The organism is Demequina sp. NBRC 110057 (genome assembly GCF_002090175.1).
Taxonomy (GTDB): Bacteria; Actinomycetota; Actinomycetes; order Actinomycetales; family Demequinaceae; genus Demequina.
Genome location: NZ_BBRN01000003.1, coordinates 970,211 through 995,764, shown reverse-complemented (window position 1 = coordinate 995,764; position 25,554 = coordinate 970,211). Strand labels below are relative to the sequence as shown.

The following is a 25,554-nucleotide window of genomic DNA, read 5'->3' as shown; positions in this document are numbered from 1 at the left end:
TCGCCATGCGAAGCTCCACCGCGAACGCCCTCGCCGGCCTCGGCCTCGGCGCGCTCCTCCTCACCGGCTGCTCGGTGACCGAGGGCGACGCGGACGCCACCGGCACCGCCGACCAGACCACGGAGTCGACCGACACCACCGCGGAGTCGACCTCGACCGACGAGGCGCAGATCGACGTCACCGCGATCACCGAGGCGACGTCCATCGATGACCTCGGCATCGAGGAGGCCGACCTCGACGCCGACACGTCCGATGCCACCACGATCACGCTGGCCGACGGTGCCTCGAGCGTCGACGGCTCGGGTGCGGGCGTGGAGGGCGACACCGTCACGATCACCGAGTCCGGTACGTACGTGCTGAGCGGAACGCTGTCCGCCGGCCAGGTCGTGGTGGACGCCGACAAGGCCGACGTCACCCTGGTGCTCGACGGTGTCGACATCACGGCGGCCGATGTCGCCGGCATCGAGGTCGTGGACGCGGACTGGGTGGTGCTCGACCTCGCGGACGGCACCACCAATGCGGTCTCCGACGCCGCCAACGCCACCGAGTCCGACGACGAGGACGCGGCCAACGCCGCCATCTACGCGACCTCCGACCTGTGGATCACCGGCGGCGGCTCGCTTGCTGTCACGGGCGTGGCCGCGGATGGCATCACGTCGAAGGACTCGCTCGTCGTCGACTCGGGGACCCTCACCGTGACCGCAGCCGACGACGGCATCCGTGGCAAGGACCACCTCGTCATTCGGGACGGCGACGTCGCCGTCGACTCCGGCGGCGACGCGCTCAAGTCCGACAACGACGCCGACTCCGACGACCCCGACACCCTGGTGGGACGCCTGTGGATCGCCGATGGCACGCTCACCCTCACCTCCGAGGAGGACGCGATGGACGCCTCCAACCAGCTGACCATCTCCGGGGGCGACATCTCCATCTCCGCCGGAGACGACGCCGTGCACGCCGACGGCATCCTGCGCATCACCGACGGCACCATCAACGTCAGCACCTCCAACGAGGGTCTCGAGGGAGGCCTTATGTACCTCGACGGCGGCACCGGCCAGGTCGTGTCGACGGACGACGGCCTCAACGCTTCCGACGGCTCCGGCTCCTCCGGCGGCGAGGGTGGCGGCATGGGCGGCGGCATGCCCGGCGAGGAGGCGACCGACGCGTACCTCGAGATCAACGGCGGCACCTGGTTCATCAACGCTGGCGGCGACGGCCTCGACTCCAACGGCTCCGTCCTCATGGCGGGAGGCACCGTCGTCGTGGCCGGCCCCACGAACGCCGGCAACGGCGCGGTGGACTACGCGGGAACCTTCGAGATCGACGGCGGCACGTTCGTCGCGACGGGAGCCTCGGGAATGGCCCAGGAGCCCGATGAGGGATCTCAGGCCGTCATCGGCATCTCCCTCGGGGACACCGTGAGCAGCGGCACCGCTATCACCGTGACCGACGCTGACGGCACCGTCGTCGCGTCGATCGATCCCGCGAAGGACACCCAGACCCTCGTCCTGTCGTCCCCCGATCTGGTCTCGGGCGACACCTACACCGTCACCTTCGGCGGCGACGTGTCCGGGACGGACACGTTCGGCCTGATCACTGACGGCACCCTGTCCGGCGGCGAGTCCGCCGGCACCATCGAGGCGAGCTAAGCCCGCCCGCCTCGGCACCTGGGGGCAGAGCCCGCCCCCGCCCGCGACGCCGCCACCGACCCTCCCCCTCCGTCCGGTGGCGGCGTCGTCATGCCCGCACGGCGGTGTCCGAAAACCGCCAGCGAGTACCCGCGGGAGGCGTCATGCTGGTCCCATGGACGCCCCCACCGACTTCGCCGCCCGCTACGCGGCGGTGCACGGCAGGGACGCGCGCTTCGACGGCCAGTTCTTCACCGCGGTGCGCTCGACGGGCATCTACTGCAGGCCCTCGTGCCCGGCGCGGACTCCCAAGCCTGAGAACTGCACGTTCTACGTGACGGCCGCCGCCGCGCATCAGGCGGGCTACCGCGCGTGCCGGCGGTGCCTGCCCGAGGCCACCCCCGGCAGCCCGGCCTGGAATCTCCGCCAGGACGCCGCCGCGCGGGCCATGCGCCTCATCGCGGACGGCGTCGTGGACCGCGAGGGCGTGACGGGCCTGTCGGCGAGGCTCGGCTATTCGTCGCGGCAACTGGGTCGCATCCTCCACGACGAGCTCGGCGCCGGCCCTCTCGCGCTCGCCCGTGCCCAGCGCGCGCAGACCGCCAGGCAGCTCCTGGTGTCCACCGCACTCCCCGTCGCCGATGTGGCGCATGCCGCCGGCTTCGCCTCGCTCAGGCAGTTCAACGACACCGTCCGCGAGGTCTTCGGCATGACGCCGTCCGAGGTGAGGCGGCGCGCCCGTGCGACGGAGCGTCCCGCTGCCGCCGACGCCCCCGGGCCCGATGCCGTCGTGGCCGGGCACCTCACGCTGCGCCTCCCGGTGCGTGCGCCCTTCGACGGGGCGGGTCTGATCGCCTGGCTGGGCAGGCGCGCCATCCCCGGCGTCGAGGACGCCGACCACGCGCGCTACTCGCGCGGCATGAGGCTCGCACACGGCCCCGCCGTCGTGACCCTGGAACCCGGCGGCCGCGACGTCGTGATGACAGCGCGCCTGACGGACCTGTCCGACCTGCCCGAGGCGCTCGCCACCGTGCGCAGGCTGCTCGACCTCGACGCCGACCCCGAGGCCATCGACGCCGCCCTTGCCGCGCACCCCCGCGTCGCGGGCGCGGTGGAGGCCACCCCGGGGATCAGGATCCCCGGCTCGGTCGACCCCGCGGAAATGGTCGCGCGCGCCATCCTGGGCCAGCAGGTCACGGTGGCGGCGGCGCGGACCGCGGTGTCCCGGCTGGTGGACGCCCTCGGGACACCGCTGCCGCCCGCGATCGCGACCGAGCGGGTCACCCGGCTCTTTCCCGATCCCGCCGCGCTCGCCGAGGGTGCCGAGGCCGCCATCGGTGGCCCGCGTGCCAGGCGGGCGGCCCTCGCCGCTGCCGCGACGGCGCTCGCGGAGGGCGCGGTGGTGCTCGACCCCGGCCGAGCCGTCGCCGAGGCGACGGCCGACCTCCAGTCGCTTCCCGGCATCGGCCCGTGGACCGCCGGCTATGTCGCGCTGCGCGCCCTGGGGGCGAGCGACGTCCTGCTGACCGGAGACGTGGCGGTGCGGGCCGGCGCGCGGTCGCTGGGGCTGCCCGATGCCCCCCGCGAGCTCGTGGCCGCGACCGCCGGCCTGGCGCCGTGGCGCAGTTACCTGATGATGCACCTGTGGCGCGCGGCGTCACCCGAGAAAGGACAGCCCGATGCGCACGCACGACACCCTCGCCACCCCTGACGGACCCTTCGTCGTGATCGAGGACGACGGCGCCGTCGTCGCGGCCGGCTGGACCGATGACCCCGCCGCGCTCGCCGCCCGCTCGCGCCTCGCGGGCGGCCCCGGCACGCCCGGCACCGTGCGCGCGGCCGATGCCGTGGCGGCCTACTACGCGGGTGACGCCTCGCGCGTGGCCAGGGTGCCGGTAGCGGCGCCCGGCACCGCGTTCAGGGAGCGCGTCTGGGAGGCGCTGCGCGCGATCCCCGCGGGCGAGGTGCGCACCTACGGGGCCGTCGCGCAGGCGCTCGGCTCGCCCGGCGCGAGCCGAGCGGTAGGCGCCGCGTGCGGGGCGAACCCCGTCGCCCTGTTCGTGCCCTGCCACCGGGTGACCGGGGCATCGGGCTCCCTCACGGGGTTCGCGTGGGGCGTCGACGTGAAGCGGTCCCTGCTGGCCCGCGAGGCCGGCGACAGCTAACCCTCAGGCCAGCAGCGAGGCGAAGGCGGTGGCCGCCGACGAGGCGTCCCGCGGCAGCGCGAGGAACACCTCGCGGTACGACGTGGGCAAGGTGGGGACGGTCACGATGCCCGCCACGTCAGGGCTCGCGGCGAGCGCCATCCGGGGAAGAAGCGCGACCCCCAGCCCCTCCGCCACGAGCCGCTGCACCGTGACGTAGTCCTCCGTCTGGAAGGCGATCTGCGGGGCGAAGCCACCCTGGGTCGCGAGCTCGTGAAGGTGGGCCCGGCAGCGCGGACAGCCCGAGATCCACGTGTCGTCGGCAAGCGCGCCGATGTCGACCGCGCGCGATCGTGCGGCGGCGTGACCCGTGGGGAGCACCGCGAGGTACTCGTCGGAGTCGAGCATGCGGACCTGCACGTCCGTCGGGGCCGGCGTCGCGTCGTCCGCGAAGCCGATGACGAGGTCGACCTCTCCCGCCGCGAGCAGGGCGAGCGCATCGTCGGTCTCCGTCTCCACGAGACCCACGTCGACGCCCGGGTAGCGGCGCGCGAACTGCGCGAGGGGGCTGGGCAGGGCGACCGCGCAGAACGACGTGAACGCCGCGATCCTCAGCCTCCCGCCGGACAGGTCGGCGTGCTGGGCGAGGGCGCGCTCCGCGCTCGCGAGCGACGCGGCGATGGCGTCGGCATGCTCCAGCAGCGCCTGGCCCGCGGGGGTGAGGCGCGTCACGCGGCCGATGCGGGTGGTGAGCGGCACTCCGGCGCGCCTTTCGAGCGCCTTCAGGTGGTGCGCCACCGTTGGCTCCGCTAGCCGCAGGGAGCGGGCGGCGGCGGCCTTGGAGCCGTGGCGCGCGACCTCGCGCAGGATGAGCAGCCGCTCGACGTCGATCATGAGACCTCGAAATCGTGGAGGGTAGGACTCTAAATATGCCATCTTGTCGTGGTCTGGCTCGCGCCCCACGATGGAGTCATGCTGAGCGACACCCTCACCCGGGGCTTCGATGCCGCCCGCGGCTACCTCGACACCGCGAGCTACGGCCTCCCCGCGCGCGCCACTGCGGCCGCCCTCCACGCGTCGATCGACGCCTGGTCGACCGGCCGGTTTGACCCGCGGGAGGCCGATGCCGCCGTCGGGCGCTGCCGGCGCGCGTTCGCGACGCTCGTGGGCGCCAGCGCCCAGGACATCGCCCTCGCCAGCGCGACGTCCGCGATGGTGGGCACGGTGGCGGCCTCCCTTCCCGTCGGAGCCCGCGTGCTCGTCGCCGACGGCGACTTCGGGTCGCTGGTGCGTCCCTTTGTCGCCGACCCCCGCCTGACCGTCGAGTCGGTGCCGCTCGACCGACTCATCGACGCGGTGCGTCCCGGCATCGACCTCGTGGCCGTCTCCGCGGTCCAGTCGCGCGACGGGCGGATCCTCGACCTGACCGCGCTCGCGGACGCGGCCGATGCCGCCGGCGCACGCACGCTCATCGACGTCACCCAGTCCTGTCCATGGCTCGCGATCGATGCGCGCCGCTTCGATGTGGTGGTCGCCTCCGCCTATAAGTGGCTGAACGCGCCGCGCGGCATCGCGCTCGCGGCGGTGAGCCCGGCGGCCCTCGGGTGGGTGCGCCCCGTGGGCGCGTCCTGGTACGGGTCCGACCTGCCCTGGGAAAGCCTCTATGCCCCGGAGGGTCTGGCGGACACCGCGCGCCGGCTCGATACCTCTCCGCCGTGGCAGCTGTGCGATGCCGCCGCCGTCGCGCTCGAGGCCCACGCGGCGGAGGACCCCGCGGCGCTGCATCGCCACGGCCCCGCTCTGGCCGACGCCCTGCGTGCCGAGTTGGGCCTCGCTCCCACCGGTAGCGCGATGGTGTCGCTCGCCGCCCAGCCGTGCGACCTCGCCGCCGCCGGCATCACCGCCGCCTCGCGGACCGGCCGCGTGAGGGTGGGCTTCCACGTGCACAACGACGAGATCGATGTGCAGCGCGCCGTGGCGGCCCTGCGTCCGGCGGTGCTCGCCGCCTGAGCCGCGCGTGTCCGTCCCTGTCGATAGCCTGAGCGCATCGGGGAAGGGGGCACCATGGCGAGCCGCAGGGGTGAGGATGCGCGACGGAGCGCCGCGACGACGGCGCGAGCGGCGCTGCGCGGCGGAGCCGTCGCGTGCGTGGCCGCCGCCGCGGCCCTGACGCTGGCGTCCTGCGACGGAGACGACTCCGGCCCGGACCCCACGGCATCGGCCACCGCGAGTGCTCCCGCGCACGAGGTTCCCGTCGTCGAGGGCGAGCACGTCGACAACGCCTACGAGGGCGCCACCATGTACGTGGATGACACCTGGGCCGCGCTCGTGAACGAGACAGCGGACGCGACGGAGGACGCCGAGCTCGCCAACGCGATGCGGGTGGTGTCGCGTGAGCCCACGGGCGTGTGGATGGACCGGATCAGCGCGATCGAGGGAAACGCCGACGGCCCCGGGCTCCGCCACCACCTCGACGCCGCGGTGGAGCAGGCCGAGTCCGGCGACGCGCCCGTGGTCCTCACCGTCGTCGTCTACAACCTTCCCGGACGCGACTGCTACGCGCTTGCCTCGAACGGAGAACTTCCCGCCACCGACGAGGGTCTGGACACGTATGAGCACGACTACATCGACGTGATCGCGAGCATGCTTGCCGAGGAGGAGTACCGCAACCTGCGCATCGTCACCCTGATCGAGCCCGACTCGCTTCCCAACCTCGTCACCAACGCGAGCGAGCAGGCCTGCCAGGACGCCGACCCGTACTACCGCGAGGGCGTCGCGTACGCGCTCGACGCGTTCGCGCGCCTGGACCACGTCTACGCCTACCTCGACGCCGCGCACGCCGGCTGGCTCGGGTGGGACAGCAACGCCGGTCCCGCGGCCCAGCTGTTCGCCGATGTCGTGACGAGCACGGACGCCGGGTACGACGCCATCGATGGATTCATCACTAACACCGCCAACTACACGCCGCTCGACGAGCCCTACCTCACCGACCCCGAGCAGCAGGTGGGCGGCCAGCCGGTCAAGGCGGCCTCGTTCTACGAGTACAACGCCAACTTCGACGAGGCCGACTGGACCGCCGACCTTTACGCGCGGCTGGTCGCGGCGGGCTTCCCCGACTCCATCGGCATGCTGATCGACACCTCGCGCAACGGCTGGGGAGGACCGTCGCGTCCCCTCGCCGAGGCCTCGAGCGCGGTGCTCGACTCGTTCGTCGAGGCGTCCAAGGTGGACCGACGCGGCCACCGCGGCGCATGGTGCAACCAGGCGGGAGCTGGGCTGGGGCGACTTCCCCAGGCGCTTCCTGCCGGCTTCCCCGACTCCCACCTCGACGCGCTCATCTGGGCCAAGCCGCCGGGCCAGTCCGACGGCTCCAGCTCCGAGGTGGCGAATGACGAGGGCAAGGGGTTCGACCGCATGTGCGACCCGAGCTACACCACGGATCGGTTGGGCGGGCGTCCCACCAACGCGATGGGCAACGCCCCCGTCTCGGGCCAGTGGTTCGCCGCCCAGTTCACGCAACTGGTGGAGAACGCCAACCCGGCGATCGGCGCGGCGCGGCCGCTGCCCCGCGACCCCGACGACGATGAGCAGTCCGCATCCGCAACCCCGACCGCCGAGGCCACCGCCGGCTCCGCTGGCGCGTGCACGGCCGACATGGTGCTGCGCGACGTGTGGTCCACGGGTTTCGTGGCCGACGTCACCGTGACCGCCACCGCCCCGCTCGAGGGATGGGAGGTGAGCGTCGCGCTGCCCGAGGGCACCACGATCGTCAACCAATGGACGGCCGAGTTCTCCGCGACGTCCGGCACCCTCACCGTGGGAGACGTGGGATGGAACGGGACGCTGGAGGCCGGGGCCACGGCCACATTCGGCTTCACCGGCCAGGGTGATGCGCCCGCGGCGGGCGCGCTCGCCTGCGTCTCCCCGTGAGGGGGACGACGCCGCCACACGTCCCGGTAGCGACCTCCGCGCCGCAAACTAGACTGTGGGCGACCTGTCCACATACTTCGGAGCGAACGTGATCTCCCTACTTCTGCTGAATGGCGGCGTGGGTGCCCGGGCAAAGACGGCCGGCCCCAAGCAGTTCGTCAAGATCAATGGCGTGCCGATCCTGGTGTACTCACTCAAGGAGGCCGACGAGGTCGAGGCGATCACCCAGATCGTCGTCAACTACCCCGAGGGGCACCGCGACACCGTCGAGCAGATCGTCAAGGACTACGCGATCGCCACCCCCGTGGCCTACGTCGAGGCGGGCGAGACCCGACAGGAGTCGGTGGCCCGGCTCCTCGACGAGGCGACCAACGACGTGGTGATGATCCACGAGTCGGCGCGCCCGCTGGTCAGCGCCGCCGACTTCCGCGAGCTCGCCGAGTCGACCCACGCGAACGTGGGCTTCATGCGCGAGATCTCCTTCACCGTCGCGCCCGTGGACCCCGACTCTCAGCGCGTGACGGGCTCGCTGGAGCGCGCCCGCCTGCGCAACGTGCAGCTTCCCCAGAAGTTCGCGAAGGCCGACCTGCGCGCGGGGCACCAGTTCGCCCTGTCGAGCGGCCGCACCTACACCGAGGACGCCACCATGTGTGCGGACGCGGGAATCGACGTCTTCTTTACCGAGGGCGACGAGCGCAACCTCAAGGTGACGACCCCCGGCGACGTCAACCTTGCCACGCACCTGCTGCGCCACGAGGGGCAAGAGGATGTCTAAGACCGCTCTCGTCACCGGCGCGTCCAAGGGCATCGGCCTGGAGACCGTGCGCCGCCTCGCCACGTCCGACCTCGGCATCGACACCATCGTCCTCATGGCACGCGCCTCGCAGGCCTACGACGACAACGTCGCCGCCCTCGAGGCGGAGCTCCCCGCGGGCGTGACGCTCGTGCGCGAGACGGTCGACGTGGGAGACCGCGACGCCCTCATCGACGTCATCGCGCGCGTGCACGCGCAGGTGGGCAACATCGACTTCCTCGTCAACAACGCCGGGTACACCAACCCCGTGCCGATCCACCAGGTGGACTTCGCGGACTTCGAGCGGACCATCGCCGTCAACGTGTACGGACCCTTCACGCTGGTGCAGGAACTGCTGCACCTGGGCAACCGGTTCGAGGTCATCGTCAATATCGCCTCGACCGCCGGCATGAACGGCCGCTCCGGATGGCTGACGTACTCGGCGTCTAAGGCGGCGGTCATCAACATGTCCGAGGTCATGCGCGAGGAACTCAAGATCTACGGCACCAGGGTGGTGTGCCTGTCGCCCGGCCGCACGGCCACGGACCTGCGCAAGGTGCTGGCGCCCGACGAGGACCCCACGACCATCATGCAGCCGCAGCACGTGGCGCAGGTGATCGAGACGATGCTGGGCCCCACCGGCCAGTACGTCGACCAGCAAAACGTCATCGTCCGTCAGTAACGCGCCGATGCTGTCGTCCCTCAAGGGCCTGCTGAGGCCCGCGCGCCTCATCGCGCTCGCGCTCGCCGCCCTCGCGGCCACTGCAGTCGCGCTCGAGGCGTCGTGGCTGGTGTGGGCGGTCATCGCCCTGTCCGTCGCCCTCGTGGCGCTGCCGTGGTGGCAGCCACTGACGCCGGCGATGGAGGCGCGCCTTCCCGGCGTGCACCCCGCCGTCGCGCGGCTTGTCGCGGGTGCGGGGCGCTCGGCCGCCGCCATGTGGCTGGCGCTCGGCGCCCTCGGCACGGACGCCGCGCTGCGGGAAGACAGCCGGGACTGGGCGGTCGCGCTGGTGTTCCTCATCGGTGCCGGGTCGGCCGGCTTCACCACCCTCGCGGCGGCGCCCGCGCTGCGCCACGACCTCAGGGTCAGCACCCTGGCCGCCCGAGCGTCGCGCGCCGTCCCGTGGGGGATCGCCGCCATCTACGTCGCAGGCGTTCTCACGCTTCCGGCGCTCGCACGCTGGCCGCAGGCGCCGTCCACGGCCCTCGCCGTCGCGGCGGGCCTCCTCGCGGCCTCCGGCGCCGCGGTCGTCCTGCGCAGCCTCGCCTCCCGGGGTCGTCAGAGGAAGCGGGCGCTCGACGAGGTGGCGCGCCTCGCACCCGCCTTCGTGGTCTACCAGTCGGGGCCGCACGGCTCTGCCTACCAACTCGCGATGTGGCTGCCCTTCCTTGAGCGTTCAGGCCTCCCCTTCGTCGTGGTCGCCCGCCAGGAGGCGCTGTACACCGAGCTCCGCGGCATCACCGACGCGCCCGTGGTGTACGCCGGGTCGCTGCAGGCCGTCGACGACGTGCTTGCCCACAGCGGCGGCACGGTCATCTACGTCAACAATGCGGCCGCCAACACTCACGCGGTGCGGCTGTACCAGCTGCACCACGTCCAGATCCTCCACGGCGACTCCGACAAGGCGTCGAGCCGCAACCCCATCAGCGCGATGTACGACGAACTGTGGGTCGCGGGCCAGGCAGCGATCGATCGCTACGGGGACCATGGCATCGTCATTCCGCAGGAGCGCTTCAGGATCGTGGGCCGCCCCCAGGTTGCGGGCATCGACGGCGCGAGTGGAGCGGCGACGCCGCGCGTCGCGCTGTACGCCCCCACGTGGAACGGATTCTTCGGCGACGCCAACTACTCGTCGCTACCCCACGGGCTCGCTATCGTGCAGGCCCTGCTCGACGAGGGGCTCACGGTGATCTTCCGCGAGCACCCGTACTCCTCGGGATCGGCGCAGTTGCGCGCCGCGATCGCGGATATCCACGGCCTACTGGCCGATGACGCCGAGCGCACCGGACGCCAGCACCGCTACGGCCCGGGGCTGTTCGCGGAGCTCGATCTCATCGGCTGCTTCAACGCGTCCGACATCGCGGTGACGGATATCTCTGCCGTGCCCAACGACTACCTGTTCAGCGGCAAGCCCTTCGCCATCATGGAGATGCAACCCGACACGCTTGCGAGGAAGCCCGGGCGCCCCACCCTCGCGGCGGCGGCCTATACGGCACGCCCCGGCGACGACATTCCCGCGTGGATCGGTCGCCTGGTGCGTGACGACGGCAAGGCCACGTCCCGTGCCGAGGCGCGAGAGCACTACCTTGGCCCGTTCGCGCGCGAGGGGTACGAGGACGTCTTCGTGCAGACCCTGCGGGAGACGGTCGCGACGCACCGCCTGGTCGGCGAGCTCGACACCGAGGAGTAGCGGCCTAGCCGAGTTCGTCGGCGAGCTGACGCGACCGCCGCGCGGCGGCATCGGCCCCCGCGGCGACCACGCCGTCGAGGCCGGCATCGGACAGCGCCTTGAGCGCCTCGATGGTGGTGCCTCCCGGCGACGACACGCGCTTGCGCAGGACGTCCGGGGTGTCGCCGGTGTCCACCAGCAGTCGTGCGGCGCCGAGGAAGGTTTGGGCGGCGAGCTGCGTGGCGAGGTCGCGGTCGAGGCCTTGGCCCACCCCCGCCTCGGTGAGCGCCTCGACGAAGGCGTAGAAGTAGGCGGGGCCCGAGCCTGCGATGGCCGTCACCGCGTCCATCTGGCTCTCCTCGACCGTCACCACGAGACCCGTAGCCTTCAGCATGTCGACCGTGAGGGCCATGTGGCCCTCATCGGCGTGGGCGCCGCCCGCGATCGCGGTGGCACCGTGGCCGATGATCGAGGGTGTGTTGGGCATGGACCGCACGACAGGGGCGCCCTCGGGCAGTCGCTGCTCGTAGAACGCGGTGGTGAGGCCGGCGACAACCGTGAGGACCAGCGCCCCGGGCTTGTAGACGGGGGCGAGCCGCGCCAGGGCATCGGCCGTGTCATAGACCTTGACCGCGATGACGATCACGTCGGCATCCATCACGGCCGCGGCAACGTCGGTGCCGACCTGGATGCCGTGCCCCTCGCGCAACCCGCGCGACCGCGCCTCGTCACGCTCGACGACCACGATGCGGTCGGTGGGCCAGCCCGCGACGCGCAGCGCGGTCACGAGCGTGCCTCCCATCACCCCACCCCCGATGATCGCGACACGAGGGGCGGTGGACGGCGACACGGTGGGCTCGGTCATGGCGCCAGGGTAGTACGGAGCCCGGCCACGGGCCGGGACCCCGCCTTACATGGGGAACTGGATCCAGAAGTCCTCGAGCGCATCGGCCGGACCCGCCAGCACGAAGACGGCGGTGCCGTTACGCCACACGTACTGCGTGGGGTCCCCCTCGAGAGTGGCGCGGGTGCCGACCTCGGTGCCGGCCACGGTCACCGGCTGGGAGTCGGTGCCATCGGCGGCGAGTGCGTCGTACTGCTCGGTCGCATCGGTCTCGTCGTAGTGCTGAATCGCCCGTAGCGTGAGCGTGGTGTCGCCGTCGCGATAGACCAGGTCGTCGACCTCGGCCACGCGAGTGTCGAGCCCCGCCTCGTCCGGTTCGACTGCCGCGGCCTCGGTCATGGCGAAGGCACCCACGGTCGTGGGCATCGCCGCGAGGAAGTCGCTGGGGTCCTCGAGGGCCACCGGGTCGATGGTGGGCTCCGCCTGCACCTCGACGACCTCGGGGGCGGCGATCGTCACCTCCTCCGGGGAGTCGAGCAGCAGGTAGACGCCGTAGGCGATCGCCGCCAGGACCACCACGCCCATGGCGGTCAGGAAGACGACCCCGCGGTACCAGGGGGTGGGCTGCTTGTCGTCCTGGGGGGCCAGGGGTGGGATTTCGGAGCCATCGCCCGCAGCTGCGGGCTCCGCCGGGGTGGACGATGCCGTGGCGGCCCCCGCGGCCCCCGCGGCCACGACGGGCCGGTAGACGGGGGCGTCCGTCGCCCACTGTTCCGCGGGCGGCGTCGATGCGCTGGGAACAGAGGAGTCGGGGGTGGCCGCCGACTCCGGGGCGTTGCCGCGCGGATCGCCAGGGGTCCACGCGGGGCGGGCTTCGCTCTCGGATTCGGACGTGGCGGTGCGCTGCGAGCGGCGGGTGACGATGGGGGTGGCGCCGGACGCCGCGAGCGACGCGTCGCGCACCGCCTGCGCGCCGAGCTCGTGCACGGGGTCTCCCAGAGGCGCCGACGGGGTGGCCGATGCCGCGTCCGGCTCGGGCGGAGTCACGCGGGTGGGCAGGATCTCCTCGTGGTCGGGCTGGGCGACCGGGGCGATGATGTCGCCGTCCTCGCCGGGCACGTCCTGCGGCACCGCGGGGGTCGCCCCGGTGGTGGGGAACGCGGGCTTCGAGGGGGCGACGGGCTCGCGCGCGTCGCCGCGCTGCGTGGGGTCCTCGCCGGGCAGTGTGTCCTGGGCCATGGCCACAGACTACGGCGGCGCCACGGGGCGCGGTAAGACCACCGCGTGGGGAGTGTCACACCGCGGCGCTAGCGTGGGGCTATGCCCGCCACGCGTACCTCTCGCCCCGCCTACCGCTGCACCGAGTGCGGGTGGACCGCAGCCAAATGGGTGGGGCGATGCGGCGAGTGTCAGGCCTGGGGGACGGTCGAGGAGGCCGGAGCCGCGCCCGCGGGACCGGCGACGAAGGCGACCGCCGCGACGCGGCCCGCGACCCCCATCGCCGAGGTATCCGTGTCGGCCTCGGCGCGCCGGGGCACGGGCGTGAGCGAGTTCGACCGCGTCCTCGGAGGCGGGGTGGTGCCCGGAGCGGTCATCCTCTTGGCGGGAGAGCCGGGCGTCGGCAAGTCGACGCTGCTGCTCGACGTCGCGGCGCGGGCGGCCCGTGAGGGCCAGAGCGTCCTATACGTCACCGGCGAGGAATCGGCGGGGCAGGTGCGCCTGCGGGCGGAGCGCATCGGCGCGCTCGAGCCCGGCCTCCTGCTGGCCGCCGAGACGGACCTGGGTGCCGTCCTCGCCCAGATCGAGCAGACCGCGCCCCAACTACTCATGGTCGACTCGATCCAGACCATCGCCTCCGCCTCCGTCGACGGCGCGCCGGGAGGCGTCAGCCAGGTCCGCGAGGTCGCCTCGGCCCTTATCCAGGCGGCCAAGACCACCGGCTTCCCCATGGTGATCGTGGGGCACGTCACGAAGGATGGCTCGATCGCCGGTCCCCGCATCGTCGAACACCTGGTGGACGTCGTGTGCCAGTTCGAGGGCGAGCAGCACTCGCAGCTGCGCCTGCTGCGGGCCATCAAGAATCGGTTCGGCTCGGTGGACGAGGTCGGATGCTTCCAGCTCCACGACACGGGGATCGAGGGCGTCGCGGACCCGTCGGGGCTGTTCCTCTCGCGCGAGGGCACCCCCGTCCCCGGCACCTGCGCCACCATCACCATCGACGGCAAGCGGCCGCTGCCCGCCGAGATCCAGGCGCTCGTGGCCCCGAGCGCGCTGTCGAATCCCCGGCGAGCAACCAGCGGCATCGACTCGGCGCGCGTGTCGATGATCCTTGCCGTCCTTCATCGGCGCGTGGGGCTCGCGGTGGCGGCCGACGACGTCTACGTGTCGACCATTGGCGGGGCACGCGTCACCGAGCCGGGCGCGGACGTGGCGCTGGCCCTCGCCCTTGCCTCGGCCCGTGCGGATCGCCCGGTGCGCACCGGCTTCGCCGCGATCGGGGAGGTGGCGCTGTCGGGAGCGATCCGGCCCGTCAACGCGATGTCGCAGCGCGTCGCAGAGGCGGCGAGGCTGGGCTTCACGGACGTGGTGGTGCCGGAGGCGGCGGGCGCGGACAAGGACCCGGTGGGCGTCAGGGTGCACAGGGTCGCGACCCTGCGCGACGCCGTGAGGCTCGCGATCCCCGCGGAGTAGGGCGGGGTTCGCGGGTTAGGACGTCAGCGTGAACTGGACCTCCTCGGCGGGGACGCCGCCGATGGCGACGGCGACCCAGTAGGTGCCGTTGGCCCAGTCGCTGATGACCTCGCACGATTCGTTGTAGCGCTCGCCCGACCAGGTCAGCTGAAGCGTCTTGCGGTCGCCGGGCGAGAGGATCCATTCGGTGTCGCCGAAGCCCGGGTCGTCCTGGCACCAGGTCGACGAGTAGTACTCCTCGTTGCCGGAACGGATCGCGAGCTCGGTCCCGTCGGCGGCCGCGGAGAACGTGCACGGCGTCTCTCCGGTGTCCTCGACACCCACCTCAAAGGCCGGTGTCGTGCCCGCCGCCACCGTTGCGGGTGTCGCCGCCACGGTCAGCGTGACGTCTTGTGCCACGCACGCGCGCGTCGGGTCAGGCGCGGCGTCAGCGGTGGCCGTCGGCGAGGTGCTGGGGTCGCCCTCGGGGGCCTCCGCCTGGTTGCCGCCGCCGAACAACGAACTGACGACGAACCACAGCGCCACGACCACCACGGCGAGGATGACGAGCACGAGGACGCGGCGCACCCAGTACACGCCGGCGGGCTGGTCTCCCACCGGCTTGCGGATCCCATCCATGGCGACTCCTCACTCGTTCACCGTCACGGTATCCCCGTCCCGCGCTGGAATGATGGAGGGCATGCCGCCCGCCGCACCCATGGACCCCCGAGTCGCGACCGTGGTCGACTGGTTCGCGCGCGAGGCGAGGGACCTGCCGTGGCGGCGCGAGGACTGCACCGCCTGGGGAGTGCTGGTGTCCGAGGTGATGCTTCAGCAGACGCCCGTGGTGCGCGTGGAGCCGGTGTGGCGCGAGTGGATGGCGCGCTGGCCCACGCCCGCGGACCTCGCCGCAGCCTCCCAGGCCGACGCCGTGCGGGCGTGGGGAAGGCTCGGCTACCCGCGCCGCGCCAAGCGCCTGTGGGAGTGCGCGGCCGCCCTCGTCGACCGCCACGGCGGTGAGGTCCCCCCGGGCGAGGAGGCGCTCCTGGCGCTGCCGGGCATCGGCGCCTACACCGCTGCCGCCGTGCGCGCCTTCGCCTTCGGCGAGCGCGACGTGGTGCTCGACACGAACGTCCGCCGGGTCATCGGCCGTGCGTGGAGGGCGCAGCCGCTGCCGCCCGCGCACCTCACCCGTACCGAGCGCGAGCATGCTGCGGCGCTGGTACCCGCGGACACGACCGCCTCGGTGGAGTGGAACGCCGGGTCCATGGAGCTGGGCGCGCTGGTGTGCACCGCGCGCGCTCCCCGCTGCGACGAGTGCGTGATCGCCGCTGACTGTGCCTGGCTCGCGGCGGGGTCGCCTGGGCTGGACGCCGCCCCGCGACGCACGCAGGCCTGGCACGGCACCGATCGGCAGGTACGTGGGCGCATCATGGCGCTGCTGCGCGCCGCCCACGCCCCGCTCAACATCACGGGGCAGGCGTCCCTCGAGGACGTGGAGCCGGGCCAGCTCGACTCATGCCTGGCGTCGCTGGTCGCCGACGGCCTCGTCACCGTCGCGGACGACCGGCGAGGCCTGTACTCCCTCTAGCCCCTCGGAGGAACGTCAGCACGCACGCCGCCGTGGCATCGGCCGTCTGTGGGGCCGATGCCACGGCCACTCTCAGCCCTGGCGGTGCGTGCCGTCGACGGCGTGCGGCTCGATCGCCGCGATCTCGGCGTCCGTCAGCGCGGGGAAGTCGAGCGACGCGACGGTGGTCCGCAACTGCTGCGCCGAGCTCGCGCCCACGAGTGCCGACGTGATGTGGTCGCCGCGCAGCACCCACTGCACCGCGAGCTGAGCGAGGGTCTGACCGCGGCCGGCGGCGATCTCGTTCAGGGCGCGCGTGCGCTCGAGGTAGGTGTCGGTGATCTGGTTCTCCGACAGGAACCGCGAATGCGTGGCGCGCGAACCCTCGGGGACGCCGTTGAGGTAGCGATCCGTCAGCATGCCCTGCGCCAGCGGCGAGAACACGATGGAGCCGACGCCCTCGTCCTCGAGCGTCTCGATGAGACCGTCCTCGGGGCCGCGCTGGTACATCGAGTAGGGGAACTGGTGGATGAGTAGCGGGGTGCCGAGCTCGCGCAGGATCCTCGCGGCCTCGCGGGTGTCCTCGGGACCGTAGTTCGAGATGCCCGCGTACAGGGCTTTGCCCGAGCGCACCGCCTGGTCGAGCGCCGTCATCGTCTCCTCGAGCGGCGTCTCGGGGTCGCGGCGGTGGTGGTAGAAGATGTCGACGTAGTCGAGGCCCATCCTGCCGAGCGACTGGTCGAGCGACGCCAGCAGGTACTTGCGCGAGCCGAAGTCGCCGTAGGGGCCGGGCCACATGTCGTAGCCGGCCTTGGTCGACACGAGGATCTCGTCGCGGTACCGCTTCAGGTCCTGGGCGAAGATCCGTCCGAAGTTCTCCTCGGCGGAGCCCGGGGGCGGGCCGTAGTTGTTGGCAAGGTCGTAGTGCGTGACGCCTAGGTCGAAGGCGGTGCGGATGATGTCCCGCATGGTGTCGTCCTGGTTGGCGCCGCCGAAGTTGTGCCACAGGCCAAGGCTGACGCCCGGGAGCTTCAGGCCGGAGCGGCCGGAACGGCGGTACTGCATCGTCTCGTAGCGGGCGGCGTCGGCCACATAGGGATCGTGAGTCATGTCCTCAGCGTAGGGCCGATGCCCGGGCCGGCATCCGCGGCGGCCAGCACCAATGTCGGGGGCGCCGGGGCCGTCTGCCCTAGGGTGGTGTCACCGGTCCGCCGCCAGCGGACGACGTGAAGCAGGAGGTACGCCATGGATGCAGCGCTCTGGGTGGCAGTCATCGCCCTCGCCGCGGTCTTCATCCCGTCCGGTTTCGTGCACGCCGTCCGCGGCAAGAAGCGGGCCGTGGAGCTGGGCCAGGAATGGGCCAACGACTTCACCGACCAGCAGGTACGGCTCATCGGCGCCGCGGAGATCGTCGGTTCGTTGGCCGTGCTGGTGTTCCCCATGATCGGCTTCATCCCGTGGATCGTGCCCGTCGCGGCCCTGGGGCTGTTGGTGATCGGGTTCGGCGCGGCCTTCGTGCACATCCGCCGCGGCGACGCGCTCGCGAACATCACCGTCCCCGCGCTGCTGGGCGTGATCGCGCTGATCGTCTTCGTGGGGCGTATCGGCGAATTCAAGCTCGGGGGCTAGCGCGGGCGCGGTGTCGCTCCGCCCGCCCGCCCGCCCCGCCCGCGCGCTGGGAGGAGGTTGGTGCCTGAATCGGGCACGAAACCCACACCAACCTCCTTGAGGAGGGCCGCGGGCGGCGACGCCATCCACAGAATGACGGCGCGCGGCCAGCCGCGGCTCGCAATCTGGTGACATGACTGGGTGAGTCTCGTGCGTGATTGCCCCGAACCGGGCGAGCCGCTGCCGGCGTTTCTCGACCGTTCGCCTCACGCGTACACGCGAGAGGCCCTGATCGCCTGGTTCTCCCGGTGGCGACTCGACCGTGCCATGTCGTCGGGCAAGGTGGTGCTGGTGAGGCCCGGCGTGTATGCGGGTGTACGCCATGCGAGCACCGCCATCGTGCGTGGCGAGGCCCTCAACCTGTGGCGACCGCGCGCGCTCGTGAGTGGCGAGCTTGCGCTGCACCTCTACGACGAGCGTCTGCCTGTGCCAGTCTTTGACGACCTCATTGTGGCGAGCGGCGATAAGCCGTGGCCGATGCCGCGCGTCCGCGTCCGCCAAGTCGGGCCGCCGACCGCATACGCGGATGGGCGCGGGGTGAGGTGTGTCCCGCCGGCGACTGCCCTGCTCGATGCGTGGCACCGTTCCGAGCCGCATCGGCGCGAGCGAGTCCTGTACGCCGCGCTGTGGACGCGAGTGTGTTCGTGGAAGCAACTGCGCGCGGAACTGCGGCGTATCGCCAGGGTCAGGGGGCGCCGGCAGTTGCTCGCGATCCTCGCGTGGTTCGAGCGCGGCGCGCACTCGCCGCTGGAGATCCGCGCCGCGAGGGACGTGTTCGTCGGTCGCGACTTCGCGGCTTTCGAGCGGCAAGCTGAGCTCGAGGTCGCCGGCCGGCGTGTGCGCGCGGACATGCTCCACCGGGAGGCGAAGGTGGTGATCGAACTCGACGGCGCGGGCTATCACGGAAGCTACGCCGCGACGGTGGCCGACCATAGGCGCGATGCCGATCTCGCCGGCGCTGGCTACGTGACGCTGCGGTTCGGGTGGGACGACATCGTGAGGCGACCCGCGTGGTGCCGCTCCCGAGTGCTGCAGGCTCTGCGCGCGCGGCAGTAGGGCTCACGCCGCGCCCTGGAAGGAGGTCGGTGCAGGATTCGGACGCGAGACTCGCACCAACCTCCTTCCAGGGCCACAGGCGCGGGCGGCGCGGGCCCCCGGGAACGCGACAGGGCCCCGACCACCTTGCGGTGGCCGGGGCCCTGTCGGCGTAACTGAGAGTTACTGGCCGGCGGCCTGGGCGTCTCCGCCCTGACCCTCCGTGCCGGTCGAGCGGGGCACGTCGGCACCCTCGCCGAGCTCCGAGTCGGGGCGGCCGCCCACGCGGACCTCGTCGGACGAGTCGGACGGACGGTCGGCGGGTGCGACCTCCTCGCCCAGCAGCTCGTCGCGGTCCACGCCGGTGAAGGTGAACTCGCCGAGGATTCCCTCGCCCTGAGCGTCCACGCGGACGATCTGGCCCGAGGTCACCTCGCCGAACAGGATCTTCTCCGACAGCGGGTCCTCGATCTCGCGCTGGAGGGCGCGGCGCAGGGGACGCGCACCGAGCACGGGGTCGTAGCCCTTCTCGGCGAGCAGCTTCTTGGCGGCGTCGGACAGCTCGATGGACATGTCCTTGTCGCGCATGCGCTCGTCCAGGCGGGCGACCATGAGGTCGACGATCTGGATGATCTCGTCCTGCGTGAGCTGCGGGAACACCACCACGTTGTCGACGCGGTTGAGGAACTCCGGCTTGAAGTGCTCCTTGAGCTTGCCGTTGACCAGCTTCACCATCTCGTCGTAGGTGTGGCCGGTCTCGGACTGCACCGAGAAGCCGGTCGCCTGACGACGCGAGATCGTGTCCGCGCCAAGGTTGGTGGTCATGATGATGATGGTGTTCTTGAAGTTCACCTCACGGCCCTGAGCATCGGTCAGCTTGCCATCCTCCAGGATCTGGAGCAGCGAGTTGAAGATGTCGGGGTGGGCCTTCTCGACCTCGTCGAACAGGACGACCGAGAACGGCTTGCGGCGCACCTTCTCGGTGAGCTGGCCGCCCTCCTCGAAGCCCACGTAGCCGGGGGGCGCTCCGAAGAGGCGGGCGACGGTGTGCTTCTCGCCGTACTCGGACATGTCGAGCGAGATGAGCGAGTCCTCGTCGCCGAACAGGAACTCCGCGAGGGCCTTGGCGAGCTCGGTCTTACCGACACCGGTGGGGCCGGCGAAGATGAACGAACCGCCGGGGCGCTTCGGGTCCTTCAGGCCGGCACGGGTGCGGCGCATGGACTGGGAGAGGACCTTGATGGCCTGCTCCTGGCCGATGACGCGCTTGTGCAGCTCCGACTCCATCGACAGCAGTCGCGAGGACTCGTCCGAGGACACGCGGGTGACCGGCACGCCGGTCGACATCGCGAGCACCTCGGCGATCAGGTCCTCGTCCACGACGGCGGCCACGTCGAGGTCGCCCGACTTCCAGGCCTCCTCCTTCGACGCGCGCTCCTCCGACAGGCGGCGCTCCACGTCACGCAGGTTCGCTGCCTTCTCGAAGTCCTGCTCGTCGATCGCGGACTCCTTGTCGCGGCGCACGTCCGCGATCTTGTCGTCCAGCTCCTTGAGCTCGGGCGGCGAGGTCATGCGGCGGATGCGCAGGCGCGCGCCCGCCTCGTCGATCAGGTCGATCGCCTTGTCCGGCAGGAACCGGTCGGAGATGTAGCGGTCGGCCATCTGCGCCGCGGCCACGATCGCGTCGTCCGTGATGGTGACGCGGTGGAACGCCTCGTAGCGGTCGCGCAGACCCTTGAGGATCTCGATCGCGTGGGCGAGCTCCGGCTCCGGCACCTGGATGGGCTGGAAGCGACGCTCGAGCGCGGGGTCCTTCTCGACGTGCTTGCGGTACTCGTCGAGCGTGGTCGCGCCGATGGTCTGCAGCTCGCCTCGCGCCAGCATGGGCTTGAGGATCGAGGCGGCGTCGATCGCGCCCTCGGCGGCACCAGCACCCACGAGGGTGTGGATCTCGTCGATGAACAGGATGATGTCGCCGCGGGTGCGGATCTCCTTGAGGACCTTCTTCAGGCGCTCCTCGAAGTCACCGCGGTAGCGCGAGCCGGCCACGAGCGAGCCGAGGTCGAGCGTGTACAGGTGCTTGTCCTTGAGGGTCTCGGGCACGTCGCCGCGCACGATCGCCTGGGCGAGGCCCTCGACGACGGCGGTCTTACCGACGCCGGGCTCGCCGATGAGGACGGGGTTGTTCTTGGTGCGGCGAGACAGGACCTGCATCACGCGCTCCTGGATCATCTCGCGTCCCACGACGGGGTCGAGCTTGCCCTCGCGCGCGGCCTGCGTGTAGTTGCGGCCGAACTGGTCGAGGACGGTCGAGCCGGCGGGCGTGCCCTCCTGGGGGCCGCCGCCACCGGCGGTCGCGGGCTCCTTGCCCTCGTAGCCGCTCAGCAGCTGGATGACCTGCTGGCGCACCCCGCCGAGGTCCGCGCCGAGCTTGCCGAGCACCTGCGCCGCCACGCCTTCACCCTCGCGGATGAGGCCCAGCAGGATGTGCTCGGTGCCGATGTAGTTGTGTCCCAGCTGCAGCGCCTCGCGCAGCGACAGCTCGAGCACCTTCTTGGCGCGGGGCGTGAAGGGGATGTGGCCGGACGGGGCGTGGGAGCCCTCGCCGATGATCTCCTGGACCTGCTCGCGCACGCCGTTGAGGGAGATGTCCATGGCCTCGAGCGCCTTCGCGGCGACGCCCTCGCCCTCCCGGACAAGGCCGAGGAGGATGTGCTCCGTCCCGATGTAGTTGTGGTTGAGCATGCGCGCCTCTTCCTGCGCGAGCACGACCACTCGACGGGCCCGATCGGTGAACCGTTCGAACATGGTTTCCTCCTCACTTCGTCCGGCATGGTGCCGGGGTCGCCGCAGTCACCTGTGGCATTGCACCCAGGCTAACGAGCGGGAGGGGGTCGATATTGCCGTGTTCGCTAGGGGCATGAACGGGTGGCCGATGCGGTGGTCGCCAAGGCATCGGCCGTGCTTGGGGTTGCGGGAAGGCAAGGCGTGGCATATCGTTTTTCGATAACAACGAAAAACGATATGGGGGAAGTCATGGACACGACGCGTCAACTGGACCGCTCCGACCGGATCGGCATGTACCTGTCGGTAGTGATGGTGGCGATCGGCGCGGTGATCGCGGTCATGGCCGCTGCGGCACGACTCCTCGAGGTGGGCGATGGCAGCGATGTCCCCGTCCTTGTGCCGCTCGCCGGGGAGGAGGCGACGCTCCCACTGGGTCCGGATGGTGCAGCGGTGTCCGCGACGGTTGAGACCGCGACGGTGGCGGTCGTGGATCCCGCACCCGCGACCCTGTTTGCTCTCTACGCCCAACCCGTGTGGATCGCGGTGGTGGTCGTCGCTGGACTCGTGATTGCCGCGTTGTTCTTCCTGCGCCTCGCGCGGGGCCGCGCCTTCGACGGCGGCGCGGCGCGGCTCGCCTTCGTCGCTGCCGGTCTGGTGACCGTCGGCTGGTTGGGCGACTCGATCCTCACCAACATGACGACCAACGGTGCGCTCTCTGCCATCAGCGACTACACCTACGAGTCGTTGACGTTCGAGGTGAGCCTGGCGCCCGCGCTCGCGGTCCTCGTGATCGCCGCGATCGGGGCGGCATTGCAGATCGGCGAGAAGCTGCAACGCGACACCGAGGGGCTCGTGTGACCCCCGCGGAGCCGGTCGACGACTCGGGGATCCACTGCCGCCTGGACGAGCTTCTCGAGGCCAAGGGGATGACCTTGACCGCGCTGAGCGAGGCTGTCGGGGTGTCGGTCGTGAACCTCAGCGTGCTGAAGAACGACCGCGCCAAGGCGATCCGCTACTCGACGCTGGCAGCTATCTGCGACGCCCTGGACTGCGAGGTCGGCGACCTCCTCACCCGGCAGAGGGCTAGTGGGTAAGCGTCTCGCCGGCGCGTTCCACGAGCACGGCGATCTCCTCGCGGCTCGACACGTCGAGTTTGGCGCGGATCGACTCCAGCTGACTCTTCACCGTGGACTCGGACACATACAGCGTGCCGGCGATGTCTGCCGTCTTGGCTCCCGTCGCGACGAGCCTGGCGACCGCTCGCTCGCGCTCGGACAGCGCATCGAGACGGCGCGCCGCATCGTCCCGCACCGTGTTGCCCCGCTGGCCGGCGAGGTGACGGAACAGCGCGGGCTGAGAGAACGGCGAGACGTAGCCGCCACCGCGCGCGACGCTCGCGACGGCCGCAAGGAGGTCCTCGCCCGCGTACTCCTTGGGGACGAACCCCTGGGCTCCGGCCTCGAGCATGGCGATGACGACCGCATCGGAGTCCATCGCGGTCAGCGCGATGACGCGGGTGCGGCTGCCGCGCGCGGTCAGCGCCGTCGTCGCCTCGACCCCCGTCATGCGCGGCATCGACACGTCCATGAGCGTCACGTCGGGGTCGAGGCGCGCGACGCCGTCGAGCGCTGCCTCGCCATCCGCGGCCTCCCCGACGACCGTGATCGTCGGCTCGGAGGCGAGCACGAACCGCACCTGCTGGCGCACCAGCGGGTCGTCGTCGACGAGTAACACGGTGAGCGAGTCGGGAGCGGAGCCGGTCATGGTGTCACCGTAGACGCCCGGCCGGCGCCGGCGCCGTCGGCCTCCACCGTCCACGGGAGCGTCACGTCGACGATGAACTCCCCCTCGTGGGCGCCCGTCCACGCGGTCCCGCCGAGGGCCGCCGCCCGTTCGCCGATGCCGATGAGGCCCATACCGGAACCGCCGAGCTCGCCGCCGCCGTGGGTCGCGAGCGGGTTGGTGACCCGCAGCCGGACGCCGGTCGCCGGCGAGGCCTCGAGGTAGAACGACACCGGCATGTCCGGCGCGTGCTTGACAGCGTTGGTGAGCGACTCCTGTGCCATGCGATGGACCCCGGCGTCGAGGGCGGCGGGCGCCGTGTCGATGCCGTCGAGGATCACGACCGCGGAGACGTTCGTGCGGGCCGCCCGCGCATCGGCGATGAGGGACGGCACCGCGCGCATGGACCCGCGTGGCACCGTGGGGTCGCTCGGTGCCTGCCTGAGGTCGTGGACAAGGCCGCGCAGGTCGCCCAGCGCCTCCCGTGACTGCGCCTGGAGCGTCCTGGCGAGCTCCGCTGAGGCGGGGTCGCCGCGCTCCACGGCGCGCGCGACGTTGCCGCCCATCATCGACAGCAGCGCGAGGCGGTTGGTGAGACCATCGTGAATCTCGCGGGCGAGGTCCTGCCTCTCGGCCTGGCGCGCCAGCTCGTCACCCAGAGTGGACGCGCGCCGTTGCTCGGCATCGGCCCGCTGCCGCTGCGCCGAGGTGGCGCGCCTGCTGAGGCTGAGCGCGACCGACCCCGCGGTCACCACGAGGCTCATCGCCGCGACGGCGATGGTCGCCACCCACGGCGAGACCCCGCTCCCGTCGTCGAGCCCGAATACGTCGTAGCCCCAGCTGGTGGTGGTCGCCCGGACTACATAGAGGGTCACGACGGTGACCGTTCCCACCGCGACGGCCAGGCGTCGCCGACCCTCGGTACGGATAAGGACGTGGAACGCGCCAAGGAGGAACAGCAGATACTCGGTGCCCAACGCCGCGAGCGCGAGGCCGGCGAGCAGGGTGAGCCAGGGGGCGCGACGACGGAAGAACACCGTGACCCACGCGAGAAATGTCAGTAGCCAGACCGCGGCGCCGAGATCCGTGAGCGAGTCCTCGACCTGCGTCCCCGGCACGTTTCCCGTCGCCATGACGGTCACGAAGAACCCCAGGATGAACAGCGCCACGTCCCACGCGCGCCGCAGCCACCACCTGGCGGTGGGGGAGAGCACGGGTGCTGGCGTCATGCCCGTCACCCTAGGGCCAGCGCAGCCCCGGGCACATCGGCAACCGGCCGGGATGGACTGGCCGATCGGCCATCGGCCCTGGCTGATCGGCCGATGCGGCGGGGGAGGCCGTCGCGAGAGCGTGAGTCATGCCACCGATACCGGTGGACGCGGCCACCGCCGCATCCGACGAGACGAGGACACCATGACGCACCACGACCTTCCGCCTGAGGCCCCCGCCGGGGCACCGCAGCCCCTGCCCGCGAAGCCGCGGGCCAACACGATGGGGCGCATCGCGCTCGGTCTTGCCATCGCCGGGTTCGTGTTCGCGTGTATCCCCGGCGCCCTCATCGTGGGGTGGGTGCTGCTCCCCGTCGGCTTCATCCTCGGCATCGTGGGGGCGACTCGGCGGGGTCAGCGCAAGGGTGCGGCGGTGGCGGCCATCATCACCTCGGTGATCGGCACGATCGTGGGCGTGGTGGTGTTCCTTGCGGTCACCGTCAACGCCGTGGATGAGGCCTTCGACGAGGCCGCCGGCGGGGACACCACCGTCGTGTCGAGCGAGGCCCCGTCGTCCGCCGCGTCGGGTGATGAGGCCGACGACGCCGCGGCCAGCGGCCCCGAGGGCACCCGCGACGACCCGTACCCCTTCGGATCGGTGGTCGCCAACGACGACTGGACGGTGGAGCTCACCGCCTTCGACGCGGACGCCGACGCCGAGGTCGCTGCCGCGAGCGACGTGAACGACGCCCCCGGTGACGGATTCCGTTGGATCACTGTCGACGCCGCCGCCACCTACACCGGTGCGGACACCGGCAATGTGCTCGAGCTGTCGATCGACTACGTCACGGCCGACGGCACCGTGGTGAGTCCCCACGACGAGTTCGTGATGGGCATCGAGCCCGAGTTCGACACGCTCGCCGAGCTGTACGAGGGAGGCTCCGAGGACGGCCGCGTGGCGATGCTCGTGCCCGACTCGCTCGACGGCGAGCTGCGCGTCACGCTCGGCCTGTTCGCCGACGACGTCTTCCTCGCGCTGCCCGACGCCTCGTAGCGTCGGCGGCCGCGAGGCGGCGGTGGGGCCGGGAGGTGCGCTGAGGGCGCC

23 protein-coding genes are annotated in these 25,554 nt (G+C 71.7%); 15 read left to right on the top strand and 8 right to left on the bottom strand.

Features of this window, described 5'->3' with window-relative positions; genetic code table 11:
- Positions 1–5 precede the first annotated feature (5 nt).
- The 3 genes from B7K26_RS04605 (at position 6) to B7K26_RS04595 (ending at position 3,793) form a co-directional block, all read left to right on the top strand.
- Positions 6–1,649 carry a carbohydrate-binding domain-containing protein gene (locus B7K26_RS04605; RefSeq protein WP_084077455.1) on the top strand — a complete coding sequence of 548 codons (1,644 nt, stop codon included), beginning with the start codon at positions 6–8 and terminating at the stop codon, positions 1,647–1,649.
- Positions 1,650–1,803: 154 nt separating this feature from the next.
- Positions 1,804–3,339 carry an AlkA N-terminal domain-containing protein gene (locus B7K26_RS04600; RefSeq protein WP_084077454.1) on the top strand — a complete coding sequence of 512 codons (1,536 nt, stop codon included), beginning with the start codon at positions 1,804–1,806 and terminating at the stop codon, positions 3,337–3,339.
- Positions 3,308–3,793 carry a methylated-DNA--[protein]-cysteine S-methyltransferase gene (locus tag B7K26_RS04595; protein ID WP_084077453.1) on the top strand — a complete coding sequence of 162 codons (486 nt, stop codon included), beginning with the start codon at positions 3,308–3,310 and terminating at the stop codon, positions 3,791–3,793. Before B7K26_RS04600 ends, B7K26_RS04595 begins: the two co-directional genes overlap by 32 nt.
- A gap of 3 nt (positions 3,794–3,796) precedes the next feature.
- Here the strand turns inward: B7K26_RS04595 and B7K26_RS04590 are convergent, their stop codons facing one another.
- Entirely contained in the window at positions 3,797–4,666 is an 870-nt protein-coding gene (locus B7K26_RS04590) for a LysR substrate-binding domain-containing protein (RefSeq protein ID WP_159449604.1), read from the bottom strand.
- A 78-nt stretch (positions 4,667–4,744) separates the two neighbouring features.
- Here B7K26_RS04590 and B7K26_RS04585 point away from each other — a divergent pair, with 78 nt between their 5' ends.
- From B7K26_RS04585 to B7K26_RS04565, 5 genes are all read left to right on the top strand, one after another.
- Entirely contained in the window at positions 4,745–5,782 is a 1,038-nt protein-coding gene (locus B7K26_RS04585) for an aminotransferase class V-fold PLP-dependent enzyme (RefSeq protein WP_084077595.1), read from the top strand.
- Between the two features lie 54 nt (positions 5,783–5,836).
- Positions 5,837–7,702 carry a glycoside hydrolase family 6 protein gene (locus B7K26_RS04580; RefSeq protein WP_084077451.1) on the top strand — a complete coding sequence of 622 codons (1,866 nt, stop codon included), beginning with the start codon at positions 5,837–5,839 and terminating at the stop codon, positions 7,700–7,702.
- Positions 7,703–7,790: 88 nt separating this feature from the next.
- Entirely contained in the window at positions 7,791–8,477 is a 687-nt protein-coding gene (locus B7K26_RS04575) for a 2-C-methyl-D-erythritol 4-phosphate cytidylyltransferase (RefSeq protein ID WP_084077593.1), read from the top strand.
- Positions 8,470–9,177: an SDR family oxidoreductase gene (locus tag B7K26_RS04570; RefSeq protein WP_084077450.1), complete on the top strand. Its 708-nt coding sequence runs from the start codon at positions 8,470–8,472 to the stop codon at positions 9,175–9,177. The genes B7K26_RS04575 and B7K26_RS04570 overlap by 8 nt, the downstream gene beginning before the upstream one ends.
- A 7-nt stretch (positions 9,178–9,184) precedes the next feature.
- Positions 9,185–10,906 (top strand): CDP-glycerol glycerophosphotransferase family protein, encoded by a 1,722-nt coding sequence (locus B7K26_RS04565; RefSeq protein ID WP_084077449.1) that lies wholly within the window; start codon positions 9,185–9,187, stop codon positions 10,904–10,906.
- A 4-nt stretch (positions 10,907–10,910) separates the two neighbouring features.
- Here B7K26_RS04565 and proC read toward each other — a convergent pair whose 3' ends face one another.
- Complete coding sequence (gene proC / locus B7K26_RS04560; RefSeq protein WP_084077448.1) at positions 10,911–11,750, bottom strand: pyrroline-5-carboxylate reductase; 840 nt, start codon at positions 11,748–11,750, stop codon at positions 10,911–10,913.
- A gap of 45 nt (positions 11,751–11,795) precedes the next feature.
- On the bottom strand, positions 11,796–12,968 hold the full coding sequence (locus B7K26_RS04555) for a hypothetical protein (RefSeq protein WP_084077447.1): 1,173 nt from the start codon (positions 12,966–12,968) through the stop codon (positions 11,796–11,798).
- An 81-nt stretch (positions 12,969–13,049) separates the two neighbouring features.
- Here B7K26_RS04555 and radA point away from each other — a divergent pair, with 81 nt between their 5' ends.
- Complete coding sequence (gene radA / locus B7K26_RS04550; RefSeq protein ID WP_084077446.1) at positions 13,050–14,420, top strand: DNA repair protein RadA; 1,371 nt, start codon at positions 13,050–13,052, stop codon at positions 14,418–14,420.
- A gap of 15 nt (positions 14,421–14,435) precedes the next feature.
- Here the strand turns inward: radA and B7K26_RS04545 are convergent, their stop codons facing one another.
- On the bottom strand, positions 14,436–15,038 hold the full coding sequence (locus tag B7K26_RS04545) for a hypothetical protein (protein WP_084077445.1): 603 nt from the start codon (positions 15,036–15,038) through the stop codon (positions 14,436–14,438).
- A 52-nt stretch (positions 15,039–15,090) separates the two neighbouring features.
- On the opposite strand from B7K26_RS04545, the gene B7K26_RS04540 reads away from it, so the two are divergent.
- Entirely contained in the window at positions 15,091–15,990 is a 900-nt protein-coding gene (locus B7K26_RS04540) for an A/G-specific adenine glycosylase (protein WP_375537571.1), read from the top strand.
- 72 nt (positions 15,991–16,062) lie between these two features.
- Here the strand turns inward: B7K26_RS04540 and B7K26_RS04535 are convergent, their stop codons facing one another.
- The gene (locus B7K26_RS04535) at positions 16,063–17,079 is read right to left on the bottom strand and encodes an aldo/keto reductase (RefSeq protein ID WP_084077443.1); all 1,017 of its coding nucleotides are present in this window, start codon (positions 17,077–17,079) and stop codon (positions 16,063–16,065) included.
- Positions 17,080–17,214: 135 nt separating this feature from the next.
- Here B7K26_RS04535 and B7K26_RS04530 point away from each other — a divergent pair, with 135 nt between their 5' ends.
- Positions 17,215–17,598 (top strand): DoxX family protein, encoded by a 384-nt coding sequence (locus tag B7K26_RS04530; RefSeq protein WP_084077442.1) that lies wholly within the window; start codon positions 17,215–17,217, stop codon positions 17,596–17,598.
- Between the two features lie 180 nt (positions 17,599–17,778).
- Entirely contained in the window at positions 17,779–18,693 is a 915-nt protein-coding gene (locus B7K26_RS04525; RefSeq protein WP_084077441.1) for an endonuclease domain-containing protein, read from the top strand.
- A 162-nt stretch (positions 18,694–18,855) separates the two neighbouring features.
- Here B7K26_RS04525 and B7K26_RS04520 read toward each other — a convergent pair whose 3' ends face one another.
- The gene (locus tag B7K26_RS04520) at positions 18,856–21,480 is read right to left on the bottom strand and encodes an ATP-dependent Clp protease ATP-binding subunit (protein WP_084077440.1); all 2,625 of its coding nucleotides are present in this window, start codon (positions 21,478–21,480) and stop codon (positions 18,856–18,858) included.
- 120 nt (positions 21,481–21,600) lie between these two features.
- Between B7K26_RS04520 and B7K26_RS04515 the strand changes: the two genes are divergently transcribed.
- Both B7K26_RS04515 and B7K26_RS04510 read left to right on the top strand, forming a co-directional pair.
- Entirely contained in the window at positions 21,601–22,317 is a 717-nt protein-coding gene (locus B7K26_RS04515; protein ID WP_143340455.1) for a hypothetical protein, read from the top strand.
- Positions 22,314–22,553 (top strand): helix-turn-helix transcriptional regulator, encoded by a 240-nt coding sequence (locus B7K26_RS04510; RefSeq protein ID WP_084077438.1) that lies wholly within the window; start codon positions 22,314–22,316, stop codon positions 22,551–22,553. Before B7K26_RS04515 ends, B7K26_RS04510 begins: the two co-directional genes overlap by 4 nt.
- On the opposite strand, the gene B7K26_RS04505 is transcribed toward B7K26_RS04510, so the two are convergent.
- Both B7K26_RS04505 and B7K26_RS04500 read right to left on the bottom strand, forming a co-directional pair.
- Positions 22,543–23,223, bottom strand: coding sequence for a response regulator transcription factor (locus tag B7K26_RS04505; RefSeq protein ID WP_084077437.1), 681 nt, complete (start codon positions 23,221–23,223; stop codon positions 22,543–22,545). The two genes, B7K26_RS04510 and B7K26_RS04505, sit on opposite strands and share 11 nt — an antisense overlap.
- Positions 23,220–24,470, bottom strand: coding sequence for a sensor histidine kinase (locus B7K26_RS04500; protein ID WP_084077436.1), 1,251 nt, complete (start codon positions 24,468–24,470; stop codon positions 23,220–23,222). Before B7K26_RS04500 ends, B7K26_RS04505 begins: the two co-directional genes overlap by 4 nt.
- A gap of 184 nt (positions 24,471–24,654) precedes the next feature.
- Between B7K26_RS04500 and B7K26_RS04495 the strand changes: the two genes are divergently transcribed.
- Positions 24,655–25,503, top strand: a complete 849-nt coding sequence (locus B7K26_RS04495) for a hypothetical protein (protein WP_084077435.1) — start codon at positions 24,655–24,657, stop codon at positions 25,501–25,503.
- Positions 25,504–25,554: the final 51 nt, after the last annotated feature.

Bases quoted from the DNA above. Each gene is read 5' to 3' on its own strand.
- B7K26_RS04605 (WP_084077455.1), top strand. From the start codon at position 6: ATGCGAAGCTCCACCGCGAACGCCCTCGCCGGCCTCGGCCTCGGCGCG.
- B7K26_RS04600 (WP_084077454.1), top strand. From the start codon at position 1,804: ATGGACGCCCCCACCGACTTCGCCGCCCGCTACGCGGCGGTGCACGGC.
- B7K26_RS04595 (WP_084077453.1), top strand. From the start codon at position 3,308: ATGCGCACGCACGACACCCTCGCCACCCCTGACGGACCCTTCGTCGTG.
- B7K26_RS04590 (WP_159449604.1), bottom strand. From the start codon at position 4,666: ATGATCGACGTCGAGCGGCTGCTCATCCTGCGCGAGGTCGCGCGCCAC.
- B7K26_RS04585 (WP_084077595.1), top strand. From the start codon at position 4,745: ATGCTGAGCGACACCCTCACCCGGGGCTTCGATGCCGCCCGCGGCTAC.
- B7K26_RS04580 (WP_084077451.1), top strand. From the start codon at position 5,837: ATGGCGAGCCGCAGGGGTGAGGATGCGCGACGGAGCGCCGCGACGACG.
- B7K26_RS04570 (WP_084077450.1), top strand. From the start codon at position 8,470: ATGTCTAAGACCGCTCTCGTCACCGGCGCGTCCAAGGGCATCGGCCTG.
- B7K26_RS04565 (WP_084077449.1), top strand. From the start codon at position 9,185: ATGCTGTCGTCCCTCAAGGGCCTGCTGAGGCCCGCGCGCCTCATCGCG.
- proC (WP_084077448.1), bottom strand. From the start codon at position 11,750: ATGACCGAGCCCACCGTGTCGCCGTCCACCGCCCCTCGTGTCGCGATC.
- B7K26_RS04555 (WP_084077447.1), bottom strand. From the start codon at position 12,968: ATGGCCCAGGACACACTGCCCGGCGAGGACCCCACGCAGCGCGGCGAC.
- radA (WP_084077446.1), top strand. From the start codon at position 13,050: ATGCCCGCCACGCGTACCTCTCGCCCCGCCTACCGCTGCACCGAGTGC.
- B7K26_RS04545 (WP_084077445.1), bottom strand. From the start codon at position 15,038: ATGGATGGGATCCGCAAGCCGGTGGGAGACCAGCCCGCCGGCGTGTAC.
- B7K26_RS04540 (WP_375537571.1), top strand. From the start codon at position 15,091: ATGGAGGGCATGCCGCCCGCCGCACCCATGGACCCCCGAGTCGCGACC.
- B7K26_RS04535 (WP_084077443.1), bottom strand. From the start codon at position 17,079: ATGACTCACGATCCCTATGTGGCCGACGCCGCCCGCTACGAGACGATG.
- B7K26_RS04530 (WP_084077442.1), top strand. From the start codon at position 17,215: ATGGATGCAGCGCTCTGGGTGGCAGTCATCGCCCTCGCCGCGGTCTTC.
- B7K26_RS04520 (WP_084077440.1), bottom strand. From the start codon at position 21,480: ATGTTCGAACGGTTCACCGATCGGGCCCGTCGAGTGGTCGTGCTCGCG.
- B7K26_RS04505 (WP_084077437.1), bottom strand. From the start codon at position 23,223: ATGACCGGCTCCGCTCCCGACTCGCTCACCGTGTTACTCGTCGACGAC.
- B7K26_RS04500 (WP_084077436.1), bottom strand. From the start codon at position 24,470: ATGACGCCAGCACCCGTGCTCTCCCCCACCGCCAGGTGGTGGCTGCGG.
- B7K26_RS04495 (WP_084077435.1), top strand. From the start codon at position 24,655: ATGACGCACCACGACCTTCCGCCTGAGGCCCCCGCCGGGGCACCGCAG.